Genomic DNA, 16,089 nt, shown 5'->3' on the forward strand with positions numbered 1-16,089 from the left:
GACGGCCGTGCCCGGCCGGGATGGGGCGCGGGTGGCGTGGTAGGGCGGCCTTGGCGGGCCTGGCGCGGGTGCGGGGGAGCCGCAGGGGCGGCCGGGCGGCCGTACGGGCGTGGCCGAACAGACGGCCGTCGGGCGGACGCCCATGCGTGCCCACAGGACGGGTGGGCATGGATTCCCGTGAACATGTTCGACCAGGAGGGGCAGGTTCGGCAACATGCGGGCGGGGGCCATGAAGAGGCAGGCGCGAGGGGGCGGTCCCATGGCCATCGGGGCCTCCTCGGTGAAGGCGGGGGAAGGGACCGACACCATCACGGATCGGGTGCATGCGCCCCAGCTCATGCGCAGGCTGGGGCGGGCGGACCTCAGGGCGGTGCCCGAGGCGCGCCGGGAGTTGCGCGAGCTGCTGCGGCACTGGGGCAAACCCGGCCGCTCGGACATAGCCGAACTGCTCACCAGTGAACTCGTCACCAACGCACTCGTGCACACCGACGACGACGCCGTCCTGACCGCCGTCGTCTCACCGCACGGACTGCGCGTGGAGGTACGGGACTTCGTGGCCCGCAGGCCGCGCCCGTGCGCGCCGGACACGGGGGACGGCACCCACGGCCGGGGGCTGGTCCTGGTGCAGTCCCTCGCGGACGCCTGGGGCGTACGGCCGCACGGGGTGGGCAAGTCGGTGTGGTTCGAACTCGGCGCCGAGGCCGCCTGAGGCCGTCCGGTGCCGGATGCGCAACAGATGCGGCAACGGGGCGGGGGCGTGACCCGTGTGGTCACGCCCCCGCCCCGCGCTGAGCCGATGTCCTAGCCGAACTGCTGTTCAAGGTCCTTCAGCTTGCGCTCCAGGGAGTCCAGGCGCGGCAGGGCCATCGTGTCGTCCTCTGCGGTCAGGTCGACGGCGATCTGCTCAGCGCCCTTGCGGGCCGGCTGAAGGGAGGGCCGAGAGCGTACGGGCAGCTGCTCCGGCGCCGATATGGCAGGCTCCGCGGTGGCCTGGGCGGGGCCGCGCTCCACGGCCTGCACCTCGACCTGGCGGCCGACGGTGCGGCCGACGAAGCCGCGATGGCCCCGGCTGATGGCCTTGAGCTGGGCGCGCTCCACGCGCTGCTGGTCGCGCCGGCGCTGCCGCGCCTCCTCCTTCTGCCGCCGGTCGTCGCGGACCTCCTCGACGGCCTCGTCCAGGCTGCGCACGCCCTCCAGGAGCATCAGCGACCAGGCCCGGTAGGTCTCGCGGGGAGCCCGCAGCCAGCGCACGATACGGATCTGCGGCAGCGGACGCGGCACCAGGCCCTGCTCGCGCAGGGCGGCCCGGCGGGTCTGCTTCAGTGCGCGGTCGAACAGGACGGCCGCGGACAGCGACATGCCGGAGAAGAACTGCGGCGCGCCGTCGTGCCCCACGCCCCTCGGCGCGTGCACCCAGTTGAACCAGGCCGCGGCCGCGGCGAACAGCCATACGAGTATCCGGGAGCCGAGGGCCGCGTCACCGTGGCTGGCCTCGCGCACCGCGAGGACGGAGCAGAACATCGCCGCGCCGTCCAGGCCGAACGGCACCAGGTACTGCCAGCCGCCGGTCAGCCCGAGGTTCTGCTCGCCGAAGCCGACCAGGCCGTGGAAGGAAAGTGCGGCCGCCACCGCCGCACAGCAGAACAGAAGCACATAGGAGGCCGTGCCGTAGACGGCCTCTTTGCGTCTGCGGCGCTCCTCGCTGCGCTCCCACGAGTCGTCCGCGCCAGCGTTCTCCCCGGAGGAGCGCTTGCCGCGCGCGAGCACCGCCACCGCCGCCAGCATGCCCAGGAGCAGTACGGCGCCGGGTAGCAGCCAGTTCAGCGATATGTCGGTCAGTCTCATCAGGGGTCCCTTGCATTGGGATAGGGCGTAACGCCCGCCATAGTGGCCCACTCCCGACGGCCCTCAGGGGGTTTCGGGGCAAGAGGCCGCCATAAATATGAAAGGGGATGCCCAGGGCGGCGATCTGCTCGAACTGCCGCTTGAGGGGCGGGAGTTGAGTTCGAATAAGACTACCCGTACGGATGGTTCTTCGGAAAGTTCCTGTGACTGGTGAGGAAGTTGTGAAGTGGCTGTCCGGAGGCGGGCGGTCCGATCCCGACGATCCTAGAGGACGCGGCGCCGTGCTCGGGACCTGACGGACCATCAGGCAGGCGCGATGGCAGGGGTTTTGGCGATGCGAACGCTGTTGCAGGTGCCCGCGGGGTGGACCGCGCGGAACGTGCGCAGGCGGCGGTGCGGGGACCGCGGGGCGGTGATCGGCAGGCTGGTCGGCCAGGCGGTGCAGGGGTAATCGATTAGGCAAGGCTAGCCTTACTCATCCTTGGGGAAATTTGAACTGTCGCCTTGTGCGCCTAAGGTGCTTGACGGACAAGTAACAACCCGCCGTTAATGACCCAAGTGCCGACCAGCCGGAGGAGGCCCCGTGAAGCAGGGTGTGCAGGGCTCCGCCGGGACGCAGGGCGCCGCCCGGGTGCCGGTGCAGCAGCGCGCGAGGGACATGGCCCGGGAACGGGACACCGTCGAGCCGGGCGCGCGGGGCGAGCACACGCACAGTGAGCAGCCGTCCCCCACTCTCGGCTTCGCTCGAGCGGGGGCGCCCCCATCGCAGCCGCGGGCCGTCGTGCAGCGGTCCTCGGTGCGCGGCCAGATCGTCGACGCGCTGCGGACGGCGCTGGTGGCGGGCGAGCTGCGGCCGGGCGAGGTCTACTCGGCACCGGTCCTCGGCGAGCGCTTCGGGGTCTCGGCGACACCGGTGCGGGAGGCCATGCAGCAGCTCGCACTGGAGGGCGCGGTCGAGGTCGTGCCCAACCGCGGGTTCCGGGTCGTCGAGCGTGGCGCGCGGGAGCTGGCCGAGCTGGCCGAGGTGCGGGGGCTGATCGAGGTCCCGGTGATGCTGCGGCTCGCCCGCACGGTGCCCGCCGAGCGGTGGGCCGAGCTCCGTCCACTCGCGGAGGAGACGGCACGCGCGGCGTCCTCCGGCTGTGCGGCGACCTACGCGGAGTCCGACAGGGCTTTCCACCGGGCCGTGCTGTCCCTGTCGGGCAACGAGCAGCTGGTCCAGATCGCGGAGGATCTGCATCGCCGGTCACAGTGGCCGTTGGTCGGGGGACCGGTACGGCACGGCCGGGCGGAGCTGGTGGCGGACGCGGCGGAGCACACGGCGCTGCTGGATGCGTTGATCGCTCGTGACGTGGACGGGGTGCGGGCGCTGGTGGGGGAGCACTTCGCGGGCGCGAGCTGAGCCGTTCCCCCGGCTGTGCGGGGGCTCGCCGTCGAGGCGCGGTGCGTCTGCCGGGTGCGGGTCCGTCGTGGCTGGTCGCGCAGTTCCCCGCCCCTCAGGGGTGCGGGGAACTGCGCGATCGGCCCCCACCGGCTCGCAGCCGGCGTCGAAACCGCAGCCCCCCGCCGCTAAGCCGTCGCCGCCCCCGGCGTAGGCGGTGTCAACTGGCGGGCCAGCCAGGTCGGCACACCCCCGAGCAACCGGAACAGTCGCCGGGCCTCCTCCCGCAAGCGGGACGCCTCCGGCTCGGACTCCGCGTCCGCCAAGGAGGCCAGCGCAGGAGCCGTGCCCACCAAGTAGCCCAACTCCTCCCGGATCCGCAGCGATTCGGCGAAGCCGTGCCGCGCCTCCGCCAACTCGCCGTCGCGCAGGGCGAGTCCGGCGAGGTGGCGCCAGGTGAAGGACAGCAGCAGCGGGTCGGCCTGCGCGGTGGCACCCGCGTGGGCCCGGCGATACGCGGCGCGGGCCGCCTGCGGGGAGCGGGCCAGGTTCTCGGCCAGCAGGCCTCGGCGGAAGTCCAGCAGGGCCCGGCCCGCACCCCCCGGAGGGATCAGCGCCGCCGCCCGCCCCAGCGCGGCCCGCGCCTCGTCCGCCCGGTCCCGTACGCCGTGCAGCGTGGCGGCGTAGGCGAGTTGGCCGCGCTCGCAGGCGGCCGCCCCCCGCTCCTCGTCGGTGTGCGCCAGCGCCTCGGCCGTACGCAGGGCGTCCTCGGCCTCCTCCCAGCCCCGCTCGGTGTACAGGCACCGCTCGACCAGGAGCGAGGCCCGCTGGAGCGAGGCCGTCGGGGTGTCGGCCGGCAGCAGGGCCGCCGCATCCGCCCAGCAGGCCCGTGAGCGCAGCCGCCACACCGCGGTCTGGAGAGGATCGTCACCGGCGGTCGTTCCGTTACCAGACATGGCGGAATGCGCCACGTTGCCCTCCCCGAGCACGCCATCGAGCTGTTGAGTGGTGGCGGCATTCCAGCACCAATGGCGGGGCCGGGCCAAGAGGGTGGGTGAAAGATTTCACAAAGTGCTGGGACATTGGCGTGACTTGGTTTGGCCATCCCACGCCCCTGTGACCTCAGCTCATGCGCAGCGCCAGGAAGAAGTCCAGCTTGTCCTCGAGGCGCGACAGGTCCCGTCCCGTCAACTGCTCGATGCGGCCCACTCGGTAGCGCAGCGTGTTGACGTGCAGGTGGAGGCGGGTGGCGCAGCGGGTCCAGGAGCCGTCGCAGTCCAGGAATGCCTCCAGGGTGGGGATCAGCTCGGCCCGGTGCCGGCGGTCGTAGTCCGTCAGGGGATCCAGCAGGCGGGCGGTGAAGGCGCGGCGGACGTCGTCCGGGACGAACGGGAGCAGCAGGACGTGCGAGGCCAGTTCCTGGTGGCCGGCCGCGCAGACCCGGCCGGGGCGGGCCGCCGCGACCCGGCGGGCGTGCCGGGCCTCCTCCAGCGCACCGCGCAGCCCCTCCGCCGAGTGCACGGCCGCGCTCACGCCGAGAGTGAGCCGCCCGTCGTCGTTCAGGCCCGCCGACAGCGACTCCCGTACCGCCTGCAGCAGCGCGTCGGCGAGCAGGCCGGTCTCCGGGCCGTCGTGCTCGGCGGAGACCGCCGGGAGGGGCACCAGGGCGATCGCCTCGTCGCCCGTGTGCGCGACGGCGATGCGGTCCGAGGGCTCCGGGCCGGTGGCCTGCGGGTCGACCAGGACCTCCTCCAGCAGCGACTGGGCGACCGGGCCGCTCTCGACCTCCGCGCCCTCCCACTCGACGCGGGCCACGACCACCTGCCAGTGCGGGGCCGTCCCGAGCCCGGGCAGCAGCACCGGCGCCGCCACCCTCAGGCGCGCGGCGATCTCGGCGGGCGCGGCGCCCGTCTGCACCAGCTCCAGCACCTCCTGGGCCAGCCGGCGCCGTACCGTGCGTGCCGCGTCCCGGCGGTCCCGCTCGACCGCGATCAGCTGGGTGACGCCCTGGAGCAGGTCGAGGCGCTCCTCCGGCCAATCGCCCGCGTCCGCCTCGACGGCCAGCAGCCAGTCCGACAGGACCGTCTCGCGGACGTCCCTGGCGGCCTGCGGGGAGCGGCCGGAGGAGCGGATCGGGAAGAGGGAGTACCGGGCGCCGTCCAGCAGCACCCGGTGCGGTCCGCGGCGGCCCGTGCGGGCGGCCGCCAGGTGCTCGGCGGCGAGCTTGGCGCAGGTCTCCGGCGCCAGCGCCGGGCCCGCGACCTTCGGTCCCGCGATCAGCCGGCCGGTGGGGGAGAGCACCCAGGCGCGCAGGTCCAGGTCGGAGCCGAGCAGGTCCAGGACCACGTCCGGGCCGCCGCCCGCCGGGCCCGAGGTCATCATCCGGCGGTGCCGGTCCACCACCGCCGCGAGGTCCCCGGCCCGCTCGCCGGAGACCTGCCGTACGACGTGCTCGGTGATCGTCGCGAACGCCACCGACTCGTTCACCGCGAACAGCGGCAGCCGGTGCCGGGCGCAGGCCAGCACCAGGTCGTCGGGCACATCGGCCAGCTCGGCCTCGCCGGCCGCCAGTGCTGCCACCCCGGCCTGGACCAGGAGCCGTACGAACGGCTCGGAGTCGTCCGCGTCCCGGCGCCAGGCCAGGCCGGTCAGCACCAGCTCGCCGCCCGCGAGGTAGCGGCTCGGGTCGCGCAGGTCTGTGGTCATGACCCCGCGTACCGAGCGGTCCAGTTCGTCCTCGCCGCCGAGCAGCCGCAGGCCCAGCGCATCGGTGTCCAGAAGTGCGCGAAGCCGCATCTTGTCGCCGCCGTTCTTTGTCTCGAAACCTACGATGAATCTTGATGGGTGACGGGGGAGGGACCCGGCGCGGGGACGCGCAGGCCCTACTCCGGGTTTTTCGGGCTGTGTCCTGCGTTTCCCGAGGAAAACGGAGAGGTTACCGATGACCTCCGTTCATACGAATCTACAAGATGCCCACCGTGGCCAGCCAACTCCTTCATGGTTTCCGTGACTGACCCCGCCGGAGTACGGGGCGGTGTACTGAGTCCACTCCGCGTTAACAGGACATGAACGAGCCGGGCCCGCCGCACACGGATTGGCTCAATCTGCACGACCCCCGAGACGAAGAAGGAGAGGGCCGGTCATGGACTTCCTTCGCCCCGCCAGCTGGGAGGAGGCGCTCGCCGCGAAGGCCGAGCACCCCACCGCCGTGCCGATTGCGGGTGGCACCGATGTGATGGTCGAGATCAACTTCGACCACCGCCGGCCCGAGTACCTGCTCGACCTCAACCGCATCGGCGACCTCGCCGAGTGGGAGGTCGGCGAGGACACCGTACGGCTGGGTGCCTCCGTCTCGTACACCCGGATCATGCAGGATCTCCGTGCCGAGCTGCCGGGCCTGGCGCTCGCCTCGCACACGGTCGCGTCCCCGCAGATCCGCAACCGCGGCGGTGTCGGCGGCAACCTCGGCACGGCCTCGCCCGCCGGTGACGCCCACCCCGCCCTCCTCGCGGCCGGTGCCCAGGTCGAGGCGGAGTCGGCGGCCCGCGGCACCCGCCTGATCCCGATCGACGAGTTCTACACCGGCGTCAAGCGCAACGCTCTCCAGCCCGACGAGCTGATCCGCGCCGTCCACATCAAGAAGGCGGACGGCCCGCAGCAGTACTCCAAGGTCGGCACCCGCAACGCCATGGTCATCGCGGTGTGCGCCTTCGGTCTCGCCCTGCACCCGCAGACCCGCACCGTCCGGACCGGCATCGGCTCCGCCGCCCCGACCCCCGTGCGGGCCAAGACCGCCGAGGACTTCCTGAACGCGGCCCTGGAAGAGGGCGGCTTCTGGGACAACGGAAAGATCATCACCCCGTCGGTCGCCAAGCAGTTCGCGGAGCTGTGCTCCGGCGCCTGCAACCCGATCGACGACGTCCGGGGCACCGCGAGCTACCGCCGCCACGCGGTCGGCGTCATGGCCCGCCGGACGCTCACCTGGGCCTGGGAGTCGTACCGCGGCGCCCGCCGCGCCTCTGAGGGAGCTGCGTAATGCGCGTCCACTTCACCGTCAACGGACGTCCGCAGGAAGCCGACGACGTCTGGGAGGGCGAGAGCCTTCTGTACGTCCTGCGCGAGCGCCTGGGTCTGCCCGGCTCCAAGAACGCCTGCGAGCAGGGCGAGTGCGGCTCCTGCACGGTCCGCCTGGACGGCGTCCCGGTGTGTTCCTGCCTGGTCGCGGCCGGCCAGGTCGAGGGCCGCGAGGTCGTGACCGTGGAGGGCCTGGCGGACTACGCCAAGGAGCGCTCCTGCGGCACCGGTGCCTGCGGTACGACGCTGCAGGACGCCCAGCAGTGGCAGGCCAAGCCGGCTTCCGACTCGCAGACCGGCGAGGGCACCGAGCTCTCCCCGATCCAGCAGGCGTTCATCGACGCCGGCGCCGTCCAGTGCGGCTTCTGCACCCCGGGTCTGCTGGTCGCCGCCGACGAGATGCTGGAGCACAACCCGAACCCGTCCGACGCGGACATCCGCGAGGCGCTGTCGGGCAACCTGTGCCGCTGCACGGGCTACGAGAAGATCATGGACGCGGTCCGCCTGGCGGCCGCCCGGCAGGCAGAGGGGGTCTGACGATGCCTACCAACGGCGCCCCCACGAAGATCACACAGGGCTCCCGGACCAGGGGCGGCATCGGTGAGTCCACGCTCCGCCCGGACGGCACCCTCAAGGTCACCGGCGAGTTCGCGTACTCGTCCGACATGTGGCACGAGGACATGCTCTGGGGCCAGATCCTGCGCTCCACCGTCGCCCACGCCGAGATCGTCTCGATCGACACCGGCGAGGCCCTCGCCACGCCCGGCGTCTACGCGGTCCTGACCTACGACGACCTGCCCACCGAGGTGAAGAACTACGGCCTGGAGATCCAGGACACCCCGGTCCTCGCCCACGGCAAGGTACGCCACCACGGCGAGCCGGTCGCGATCGTCGCCGCCGACCACCCGGAGACGGCCCGCCGCGCCGCCGCCAAGATCAAGGTGGAGTACCGGGAGCTCCCCGTCATCACCGACGAGGCCTCCGCGACCGCCCCGGACGCGATCCTCATCCACGAGAACCGCGACGACCACCACATCGGCCACGTCCCGCACCCGAACATCGTGCACCGCCAGCCGATCATCCGCGGCGACGTGGAGGAGGCCCGCAAGCGAGCCGACGTGATCGTCGAGGGCGAGTACACCTTCGGCATGCAGGACCAGGCCTTCCTCGGCCCCGAGTCCGGCCTCGCCGTGCCCGAGGAGGACGGCGGCGTCCACCTCTACATCGCCACCCAGTGGCTCCACTCCGACCTGCGCCAGATCGCGCCCGTCCTCGGCCTGCCCGAGGACAAGGTGCGCATGACGCTGGCCGGCGTCGGCGGCGCGTTCGGCGGCCGCGAGGACCTGTCGATGCAGATCCACGCCTGCCTGCTGGCGCTGCGCACCGGCAAGCCCGTGAAGATCGTCTACAACCGCTTCGAGTCCTTCTTCGGACACGTCCACCGGCACCCGGCCAAGCTCTCCTACGAGCACGGTGCCACCAAGGACGGCAAGCTCACCCACATGAAGTGCCGGATCGTCCTGGACGGCGGCGCCTACGCCTCCGCCTCCCCGGCCGTCGTCGGCAACGCCTCCTCGCTCTCCGTCGGCCCGTACGTCGTCGACGACGTCGACATCGAGGCCATCGCCCTTTACACCAACAACCCGCCCTGCGGCGCCATGCGCGGCTTCGGCGCGGTCCAGGCGTGCTTCGCCTACGAGGCACAGATGGACAAGCTCGCGAAGAAGCTCGGCATGGACCCGGTGAAGTTCCGGCAGCTCAACGCGATGGAGCAGGGGACCATCATGCCGACCGGGCAGCCGGTCGACTCCCCTGCGCCTGTCGCCGAACTCCTGCGCCGCGTCAAGGCGATGCCGCTTCCGCCGGAGCGCCAGTGGGAGAGCAGCGAGGGCGCGGACGTACGGCAGCTGCCCGGCGGTCTGTCCAACACCACCCACGGCGAAGGCGTCGTCCGCGGTGTCGGCTACGCGGTCGGCATCAAGAACGTCGGCTTCTCCGAGGGCTTCGACGACTACTCCACCGCCAAGGTGCGCATGGAGGTCATCGGCGGCGAGCCCGTCGCCACCGTGCACACCGCGATGGCGGAGGTCGGCCAGGGCGGTGTCACCGTCCACGCGCAGATCGCCCGCACCGAGTTGGGCGTCGCGCAGGTGACGATCCACCCGGCGGACACGCAGGTCGGTTCCGCCGGCTCCACCTCCGCCTCGCGGCAGACGTACGTCACCGGTGGCGCCGTCAAGAACTCCTGCGAGCTCGTCCGCGAGAAGGTCCTGGAGATCGGGCGCCGCAAGTTCGGTACGTACCACCCCGCCTGGGCCACCGCCGAGCTGCTCCTGGAGGGCGGCAAGGTCGTCACCGACGGCGGCGAGGTCCTCGCCGACCTGGCGGACGTGCTGGAGGGCGAGACCGTCGAGATCGAGGCCGAGTGGCGGCACCGCCCGACCGAGGCCTTCGACCTGCGCACCGGCCAGGGCAACGGCCACGTCCAGTACTCCTTCGCCGCGCACCGCGCCGTCGTCGAGGTCGACACCGAGCTGGGTCTGGTCAAGGTGATCGAGCTGGCCTGCGCCCAGGACGTAGGCAAGGCGCTCAACCCGCTGTCCGTCCTCGGCCAGATCCAGGGCGGCACCCTCCAGGGCATGGGCATCGCGGTGATGGAGGAGATCATCGTCGATCCCAAGACCGCCAAGGTCAGGAACCCGTCCTTCACGGACTACCTGCTCCCGACCATCCTCGACACGCCGATCATCCCGGTCGACGTCCTCGAACTCGCCGACGACCACGCCCCGTACGGGCTGCGCGGCATCGGCGAAGCCCCGACCCTGTCGTCCACCCCGGCCGTCCTCGCGGCGATCCGGAACGCGACCGGGCTGGAGCTCAACCGCACTCCGGTGCGGCCCGAGCACCTGACGGGGACCGCGTAACACCCAAACTCTCCGGGCGGCGTGAGGGAACGTCACACACTCCGCCGCGCCGCCCGGAGGAACCCCCTTTGAGTTCCGCACCGCTCGCGGTCCTTGAAGTACCAGGAAATTTGTTCGTCTCGGGCCGTCCCCCGGGTCGTCCATTCCCCAAATCCCGTGCCCGTCAGGAGGCACGGGTGCCCCTGTGAACCTTGGGAGATGGCACCATGACCCAGCAGTCAGTGGAGCCCAGGACCGCAGCCGACGACGCGGGCGATGGCAACCGCGTCCCGGCCGGGCGTGCCTGGCTCGATCGGTACTTCCACATATCCAGAAGAGGATCCACGGTCTCGCGTGAGGTCCGCGGCGGCATCACCACCTTCATGGCGATGGCCTACATCCTTCTGCTCAACCCCCTCATCCTGTCCGGCAAGGACGCGGCGGGGGACACGCTCGGCCAGAAGGCCCTCATCACCGCGACCGCGTTCGCGGCGGCCTTCACCACGCTGCTGATGGGCTTCTTCGGCAAGGTGCCCCTCGCGCTCGCCGCCGGCCTCTCCGTCTCCGGCGTCCTGTCCTCGCAGGTCGCCCCGAACATGACCTGGCCGCAGGCCATGGGTATGTGCGTGATGTACGGCGTCGTCATCATGCTGCTGGTCGTCACCGGCCTGCGCGAGATGATCATGAACGCGATCCCGCTCGCGCTCAAGCACGGCATCACGATGGGCATCGGCCTGTTCATCGCCCTCATCGGCTTCTACAAGGCCGGCTTCGTGCACCAGGGCGCGCACACCCCGGTCTCCCTCGGCCCCGCCGGTGAACTCGCCGGCTGGCCGGTGCTGCTCTTCGCCGGCACCCTCCTGCTGATCTTCATGCTCCAGGCCCGGAACATTCCCGGCGCCATCCTGATCGGCATCATCTCCGGCACGATCGTCGCCGCCGTCCTCAACGGGCTCGGCGTCATCGACCCCAAGCAGTGGGCGAACGGCGCCCCCGAACTGCACGGCAGCGCGGTCTCGATGCCCGACTTCTCGCTCTTCGGGCACGTCGAGTTCGGCGGCTGGGGCAAGGTCGGCGCGATGACCGTCGGCATGATCGTCTTCACGCTGGTGCTCGCCGGGTTCTTCGACGCGATGGCCACCATCATCGGCGTCGGCACCGAGGCCAACCTGGCCGACGACAAGGGCCGCATGCCGGGCCTGTCCAAGGCGCTGTTCATCGACGGTGCCGGCGGTGCGATCGGCGGCGTGGCGGGCGGCTCCGGCCAGACGGTCTTCATCGAGTCGGCCACCGGCGTCGGCGAGGGCGCCCGAACGGGCCTGGCCTCCGTGGTCACCGGCCTGTTCTTCGCGGCCTGTCTGTTCTTCACCCCGGTCACCGCGATCGTCCCGCAGGAGGTCGCCTCCGCCGCCCTGGTCGTCATCGGCGCCATGATGCTGATGAACGCCCGGCACGTGGACTGGGCCGACCGCGCGACCGCCATCCCGGTCTTCCTGACCGTCGTCCTGATGCCGTTCACGTACACCATCACCACCGGTGTCGCCGCGGGTGTCATCTCCTACGTGGCCATCAAGACCGCCCAGGGCAAGGCCCGCGAGATCGGCGCCTTCATGTGGGGCCTGACGGTCATCTTCCTGGTCTACTTCGCACTCCATCCCATCGAGGGCTGGCTCGGCATCCACTAGCCGGCCCGCCAACGCCCTTCCCACGCAACCCCGTCAGGGAGACCGAGAGATGCTGGACATCGCCGAGGAGCTGAACCGGTGGGTCGAGCAGGGCCGTGACGTCGCCGTCGCCACCGTGGTGGCCGTCGGCGGCAGCGCCCCCCGCCAGCCCGGCGCCGCCCTCGCGGTGGACGCCGACGGCACGGCCATCGGCTCGGTCTCCGGCGGGTGCGTGGAGGGCGCCGTGTACGACCTGTGCCGGCAGGCGCTCGAGGACGGCGAAACCGTCCTGGAGCGCTTCGGGTACAGCGACGAGGACGCCTTCGCCGTCGGCCTGACCTGTGGCGGCATCATCGACATCCTCATCGCACCGGTCCGGGCGGACGGTCCCGTCCGGCCGGTGGTCGCGGCCGCGCTGGCCGCCGCCGCCAGTGGGGAGGCGGCGGCGGTCGCGCGGATCGTGGACGGCCCGGCCGAGATGCGCGGCCGGGCCCTCCTGGTCCGCCCCGACGGCTCCTTCGACGGTGGCTTCGGCGCCCACCCCGAACTGGACCGTACGGTCGCCGCCGAGGCCGGCGCCTTCCTGGACGCGGGCCGCACCGGCACCCTGGAGGTCGGCGAGCAGGGCTCGCGCTGCGGCGCTCCGCTCACGGTCCTGGTCGAGTCGTCGGTGCCCGCCCCCCGCATGATCGTCTTCGGCGCCATCGACTTCGCCTCAGCCCTGGTGCGCGTCGGCAAGTTCCTCAACTACCACGTCACGGTGTGCGACGCCCGCCCGGTGTTCGCCACCCGCACCCGCTTCCCGGAGGCCGACGAGATCGTCGTCGAGTGGCCCCACAAGTACCTGGAGCGCACCGAGGTCGACGGCCGTACCGTCCTGTGCGTCCTCACCCACGACGCCAAGTTCGACGTACCGCTGCTGGAGCTGGCCCTGCGCCTGCCGGTCGCCTACGTCGGCGCGATGGGCTCCCGCCGCACCCACCTCGACCGCAACGAGCGCCTGCGCGAGGTGGGCGTCACCGAACTCGAACTGGCCCGCCTGCGCTCCCCGATCGGCCTCGACCTCGGCGCCCGCACGCCGGAGGAGACGGCACTGTCCGTCGCCGCGGAGATCGTCGCGCACCGCCGCGGCGGCACCGGGGTCTCCCTGACCGGAGCCCACACCCCGATCCACCACGACGCAGCCTCGCGTCCGGCGGCGCGGATCGGCTCGGTGGCCTGAGGCGCCGTGGGCCACGGGGTTGCGGGCCGACGCCGCCCCCCGTATGTGCCCGGAGTCGTGATCGGGCGCTCGCTCACGGGCGCGGGCCCGCGCTGTCCACCGTCGTGGGTAACACGCTCGGCGCCTGCCTGTTCACCATGGCCGTGGCGTTCGGCGCCGGATCGATCGCGGTGCGCTCAAGTCCTCGTCCGCACGGCCAGGGAACTCGCTGGCGCCGCCCACCTCCTGGGCCTCGGCGTCAGGGCGCGGTGGCAACGCGGCTCGCCGCGGGCGGTCTTCACGGAAGACGGCCCGGTGCGCGGCGGGGTGCGCGCCCTCGGGGAGAGGGGCTCGCGGTTGGGGTGGCCGGACTCGAGACGACCGGAGGAAGGGGCCGAGCCGGATTTACTCACGGGGCCCGCCCTGTCTCACGCTCGCCTGAGGAGTCGGTTCACCGCTCGCCCGAACACCGCGCGTGACGCTCGGTCCAGGACGCCGTCGAAGAAGCCGGGGAGGAAGCGGATCCGCAGTTCCTCCCGCCACACCACGCGGGTCCGGCCGCCGGGTCCCGGCCGGACCTCGATCTCGGCCCACCCCAGCACGATGCGGCCGCGCTTCTCCAGGCGGCACAGTCCGGGCTCACCGTCCACCGGCGGATGCCAGATCGTGACTTCCATGGGATCGTTGAAGGCGAGGGGGCCAAGGCCCGAACGGGCCACGAAGCGCGTGCCCTCCCGGGTCGGTGCAGGAGTGACCACGGTGACCCGGGTCAGCGGAACCACGGCACCGTGGCGGGGCCACTCCGTGAGCCGGCGCCACGCCTCGTCCAGAGGGAGCGGGGCCGTACGTTCGAAAGAGAAGGTGGGCACGGCACGATCGTAGGGAATGGGCGCCGGTCACCTGCGCCTTCACCCCGGGCTCAGCCGTCCGGCGCAGCCGGGTGTCCGTGAGAAGTCGTATCCGGGAACAGTCGGTGCGCGGGGCAGAGGGACGACGGCCGCCCGTTTACGCTTCCAGCCGTGGGCCAGGCAAACCGCCCGCCCGCAGGGGGAGTTGATCCACATGCCGCTGAAGACATACGGCGTTCTGATCGCCCGGGCCGTCGGCACCAGGCGCGAGGGCGCGCAGGAAACTCCGCACTACCAGATCCACCTCACCGACGACCAGGGAACGCACTTCCGCGCCGCGGTCAACGTGCTCTCCCAGCAGAAGCCCGCCGACCTGCTCTACCTGGTCGCCGACGACTTCCGGCACCCGGTGACCGCCCGCCTGGAGGCCCTGCCGGGCGGCTGGAACCCGCTGCCGCCCGGTCCCGGCGGCCCGAACCTCGACTTCGTGCGCGGCAACCTCTTCGACCCGGCCGGTCTGCGCACGCTGCCGCCGGACGTCGCGGGCCCCGACAACGACCTCGCGGACCTCCTCGACCACTACGTGCGGCGCGCGGTGGACGATCCGGACGCGCGCCTGTACCTCTTCGGCGCCCGCTTCGGTCCCGAACCGGCCGTCAAGGACAAGGTGTTCGGGTTCCTGCCCGGCAACGGCGTCCACGACATCCACATGAACCAGGGCAACACCGGGCGCTTCATCGGCGACGACGGCGTCTGGCAGGACGGCGGACTGCTGCTGCACTTCCCCGGCGAGAACCGCTGGGTCGGGATCTTCCTCGCCTTCCAGAGCCAGTCCTGGCACACCGACGACACCACCGGCCGCCCCCTCCACGGCGTCGACGGCACCCGGCCCGAGCCCGGCACGCGGCCCGTGCGGATCGTGGCGGCGCGCGTCACCCCCACGGGCCCCGCGCCCGAGGCGGAGACCGTGACCCTCCTCAACGCCTCGCCCGCCCCGGTCGACCTGACCGGCTGGCGCCTCGTCGCCCGCGCGGGCCGGGGCGCGCAGCTACCCGCCACGGCGCCCCTCGCGCCCGGCGCCGCCCTCACCGTCCCCTTCACCGACGGCACCCAACTCGGCAACCACGGCGGCGAGATCACCCTCCTCGACGCGGCGGGCCTCAAGGTGCACGGCGTCTCGTACACCACCGAACAGGCAGCGCGTGAGGGCTGGTCCGTGGTGTTCTGACGCGCGGCGAGGTCAGGGCCGGTACACCTTCCCCGGCTCGGCCTTGCCCGGTGCCAGCAGCTGAGGGACCGTCACGAAGACGTACCCGCGCGCCTTCAGGGCGTCGATGATGCCGGGTACGGCGGGCACGGTGCCCTGGTAGATGTCGTGCAGCAGGATGATCCCGTCCCGGGACGCCTTCGCGAGGACCCGCTTGGTGATCAACGCGGAGTCGGTGGTCGTGTAGTCCTTCGCGGTCACGCTCCACAGCACCTCGGCCAGGCCCAGCTCCTTGGCGATCTTGTGGACGTTGCTGTCCGTGCGGCCCTGCGGCGGGCGCATCAGGGTGGGCTTGTGCCCCGTGAGCCGTTCTATCGCCTCGTTGGGCCGCTTCAGCTCCTCGCGTATCTGCGCGTCGGAGATCCGGGTGAGGATCTGGTGGTCCCAGGTGTGGCTCGCGACCTCGTGCCCCTCGGCCGCCATCCGCTTGACCAGCTCCGGGTACTTCTCGATGTGCCGCTTGCCGAGCAGGAAGAAGGTGGCCGGGACCTTCTTCTCCTTGAGGATGTCGAGCAGCCGCGCCGAGTTCTCGCTGGGGCCGGCGTCGAAGGTGAGCGCGATGCACTTGGCCTCGCGGCAGTCGACGGTCCCGAGCCGGGCCGGTGCCCCGTGCGCCGCCTCGGCGCGCACCGTGCTCGGCGCGGTGGTGGGGACGTCCGCGCAGCCGGACAGCGTCAGCGCCAGGAAGGCGGCGGCCGAGGCGAGGGCGGCCGGACGCAACCTCCGGCCCGGTCCGCGCATCTTCCCGGGCGCGGGCTGCGGTGCCGGGATCGTCCCGGTCGGGATCGTCGAAGTCGAAAGAGGCATGCCGGGACTATACACTCTGTGTATAGTCCATGTGTGCGAATCCTGGGCTGTGGAGGCACCGGTACGGAGCCGCCGTAGCACCATGGAGGTACGGGGGAG

General features: G+C 72.0%; 13 protein-coding genes. 8 read left to right on the forward strand and 5 right to left on the reverse strand.

The window, feature by feature from the left end:
* Positions 1–259 precede the first annotated feature (259 nt).
* On the forward strand, positions 260–709 hold the full coding sequence (locus AQI88_RS14505) for an ATP-binding protein (protein ID WP_066997812.1): 450 nt from the start codon (positions 260–262) through the stop codon (positions 707–709).
* A gap of 92 nt (positions 710–801) precedes the next feature.
* Here AQI88_RS14505 and AQI88_RS14510 read toward each other — a convergent pair whose 3' ends face one another.
* Positions 802–1,845, reverse strand: a complete 1,044-nt coding sequence (locus tag AQI88_RS14510) for a DUF2637 domain-containing protein (RefSeq protein WP_066997815.1) — start codon at positions 1,843–1,845, stop codon at positions 802–804.
* 583 nt (positions 1,846–2,428) lie between these two features.
* Between AQI88_RS14510 and AQI88_RS14515 the strand changes: the two genes are divergently transcribed.
* Positions 2,429–3,247 carry a GntR family transcriptional regulator gene (locus tag AQI88_RS14515; protein ID WP_066997818.1) on the forward strand — a complete coding sequence of 273 codons (819 nt, stop codon included), beginning with the start codon at positions 2,429–2,431 and terminating at the stop codon, positions 3,245–3,247.
* A 167-nt stretch (positions 3,248–3,414) separates the two neighbouring features.
* Here AQI88_RS14515 and AQI88_RS14520 read toward each other — a convergent pair whose 3' ends face one another.
* Positions 3,415–4,182 carry a hypothetical protein gene (locus AQI88_RS14520; RefSeq protein WP_066998137.1) on the reverse strand — a complete coding sequence of 256 codons (768 nt, stop codon included), beginning with the start codon at positions 4,180–4,182 and terminating at the stop codon, positions 3,415–3,417.
* A gap of 166 nt (positions 4,183–4,348) precedes the next feature.
* Complete coding sequence (locus AQI88_RS14525; protein ID WP_066997821.1) at positions 4,349–6,022, reverse strand: PucR family transcriptional regulator; 1,674 nt, start codon at positions 6,020–6,022, stop codon at positions 4,349–4,351.
* Positions 6,023–6,368: 346 nt separating this feature from the next.
* Between AQI88_RS14525 and AQI88_RS14530 the strand changes: the two genes are divergently transcribed.
* The 5 genes from AQI88_RS14530 (at position 6,369) to AQI88_RS14550 (ending at position 13,089) form a co-directional block, all read left to right on the forward strand.
* Positions 6,369–7,262: an FAD binding domain-containing protein gene (locus AQI88_RS14530; RefSeq protein WP_066997822.1), complete on the forward strand. Its 894-nt coding sequence runs from the start codon at positions 6,369–6,371 to the stop codon at positions 7,260–7,262.
* Positions 7,262–7,837, forward strand: coding sequence for a (2Fe-2S)-binding protein (locus AQI88_RS14535; RefSeq protein WP_066997825.1), 576 nt, complete (start codon positions 7,262–7,264; stop codon positions 7,835–7,837). Before AQI88_RS14530 ends, AQI88_RS14535 begins: the two co-directional genes overlap by 1 nt.
* 2 nt (positions 7,838–7,839) lie before the next feature.
* Positions 7,840–10,224: a xanthine dehydrogenase family protein molybdopterin-binding subunit gene (locus AQI88_RS14540; RefSeq protein WP_066997828.1), complete on the forward strand. Its 2,385-nt coding sequence runs from the start codon at positions 7,840–7,842 to the stop codon at positions 10,222–10,224.
* A 206-nt stretch (positions 10,225–10,430) separates the two neighbouring features.
* Positions 10,431–11,888: an NCS2 family permease gene (locus AQI88_RS14545; protein ID WP_066997831.1), complete on the forward strand. Its 1,458-nt coding sequence runs from the start codon at positions 10,431–10,433 to the stop codon at positions 11,886–11,888.
* Positions 11,889–11,937: 49 nt separating this feature from the next.
* The gene (locus AQI88_RS14550; RefSeq protein ID WP_066997834.1) at positions 11,938–13,089 is read left to right on the forward strand and encodes an XdhC family protein; all 1,152 of its coding nucleotides are present in this window, start codon (positions 11,938–11,940) and stop codon (positions 13,087–13,089) included.
* A 407-nt stretch (positions 13,090–13,496) separates the two neighbouring features.
* Here the strand turns inward: AQI88_RS14550 and AQI88_RS14555 are convergent, their stop codons facing one another.
* Positions 13,497–13,937: an SRPBCC family protein gene (locus AQI88_RS14555; protein WP_066997837.1), complete on the reverse strand. Its 441-nt coding sequence runs from the start codon at positions 13,935–13,937 to the stop codon at positions 13,497–13,499.
* Between the two features lie 193 nt (positions 13,938–14,130).
* On the opposite strand from AQI88_RS14555, the gene AQI88_RS14560 reads away from it, so the two are divergent.
* Positions 14,131–15,144 carry a DUF2278 family protein gene (locus tag AQI88_RS14560; protein WP_066997840.1) on the forward strand — a complete coding sequence of 338 codons (1,014 nt, stop codon included), beginning with the start codon at positions 14,131–14,133 and terminating at the stop codon, positions 15,142–15,144.
* A 12-nt stretch (positions 15,145–15,156) separates the two neighbouring features.
* On the opposite strand, the gene AQI88_RS14565 is transcribed toward AQI88_RS14560, so the two are convergent.
* On the reverse strand, positions 15,157–15,924 hold the full coding sequence (locus tag AQI88_RS14565; protein ID WP_398697024.1) for a polysaccharide deacetylase family protein: 768 nt from the start codon (positions 15,922–15,924) through the stop codon (positions 15,157–15,159).
* Positions 15,925–16,089: the final 165 nt, after the last annotated feature.

This window comes from Streptomyces cellostaticus (genome assembly GCF_001513965.1).
Taxonomy (GTDB): domain Bacteria; phylum Actinomycetota; class Actinomycetes; order Streptomycetales; family Streptomycetaceae; genus Streptomyces; species Streptomyces cellostaticus.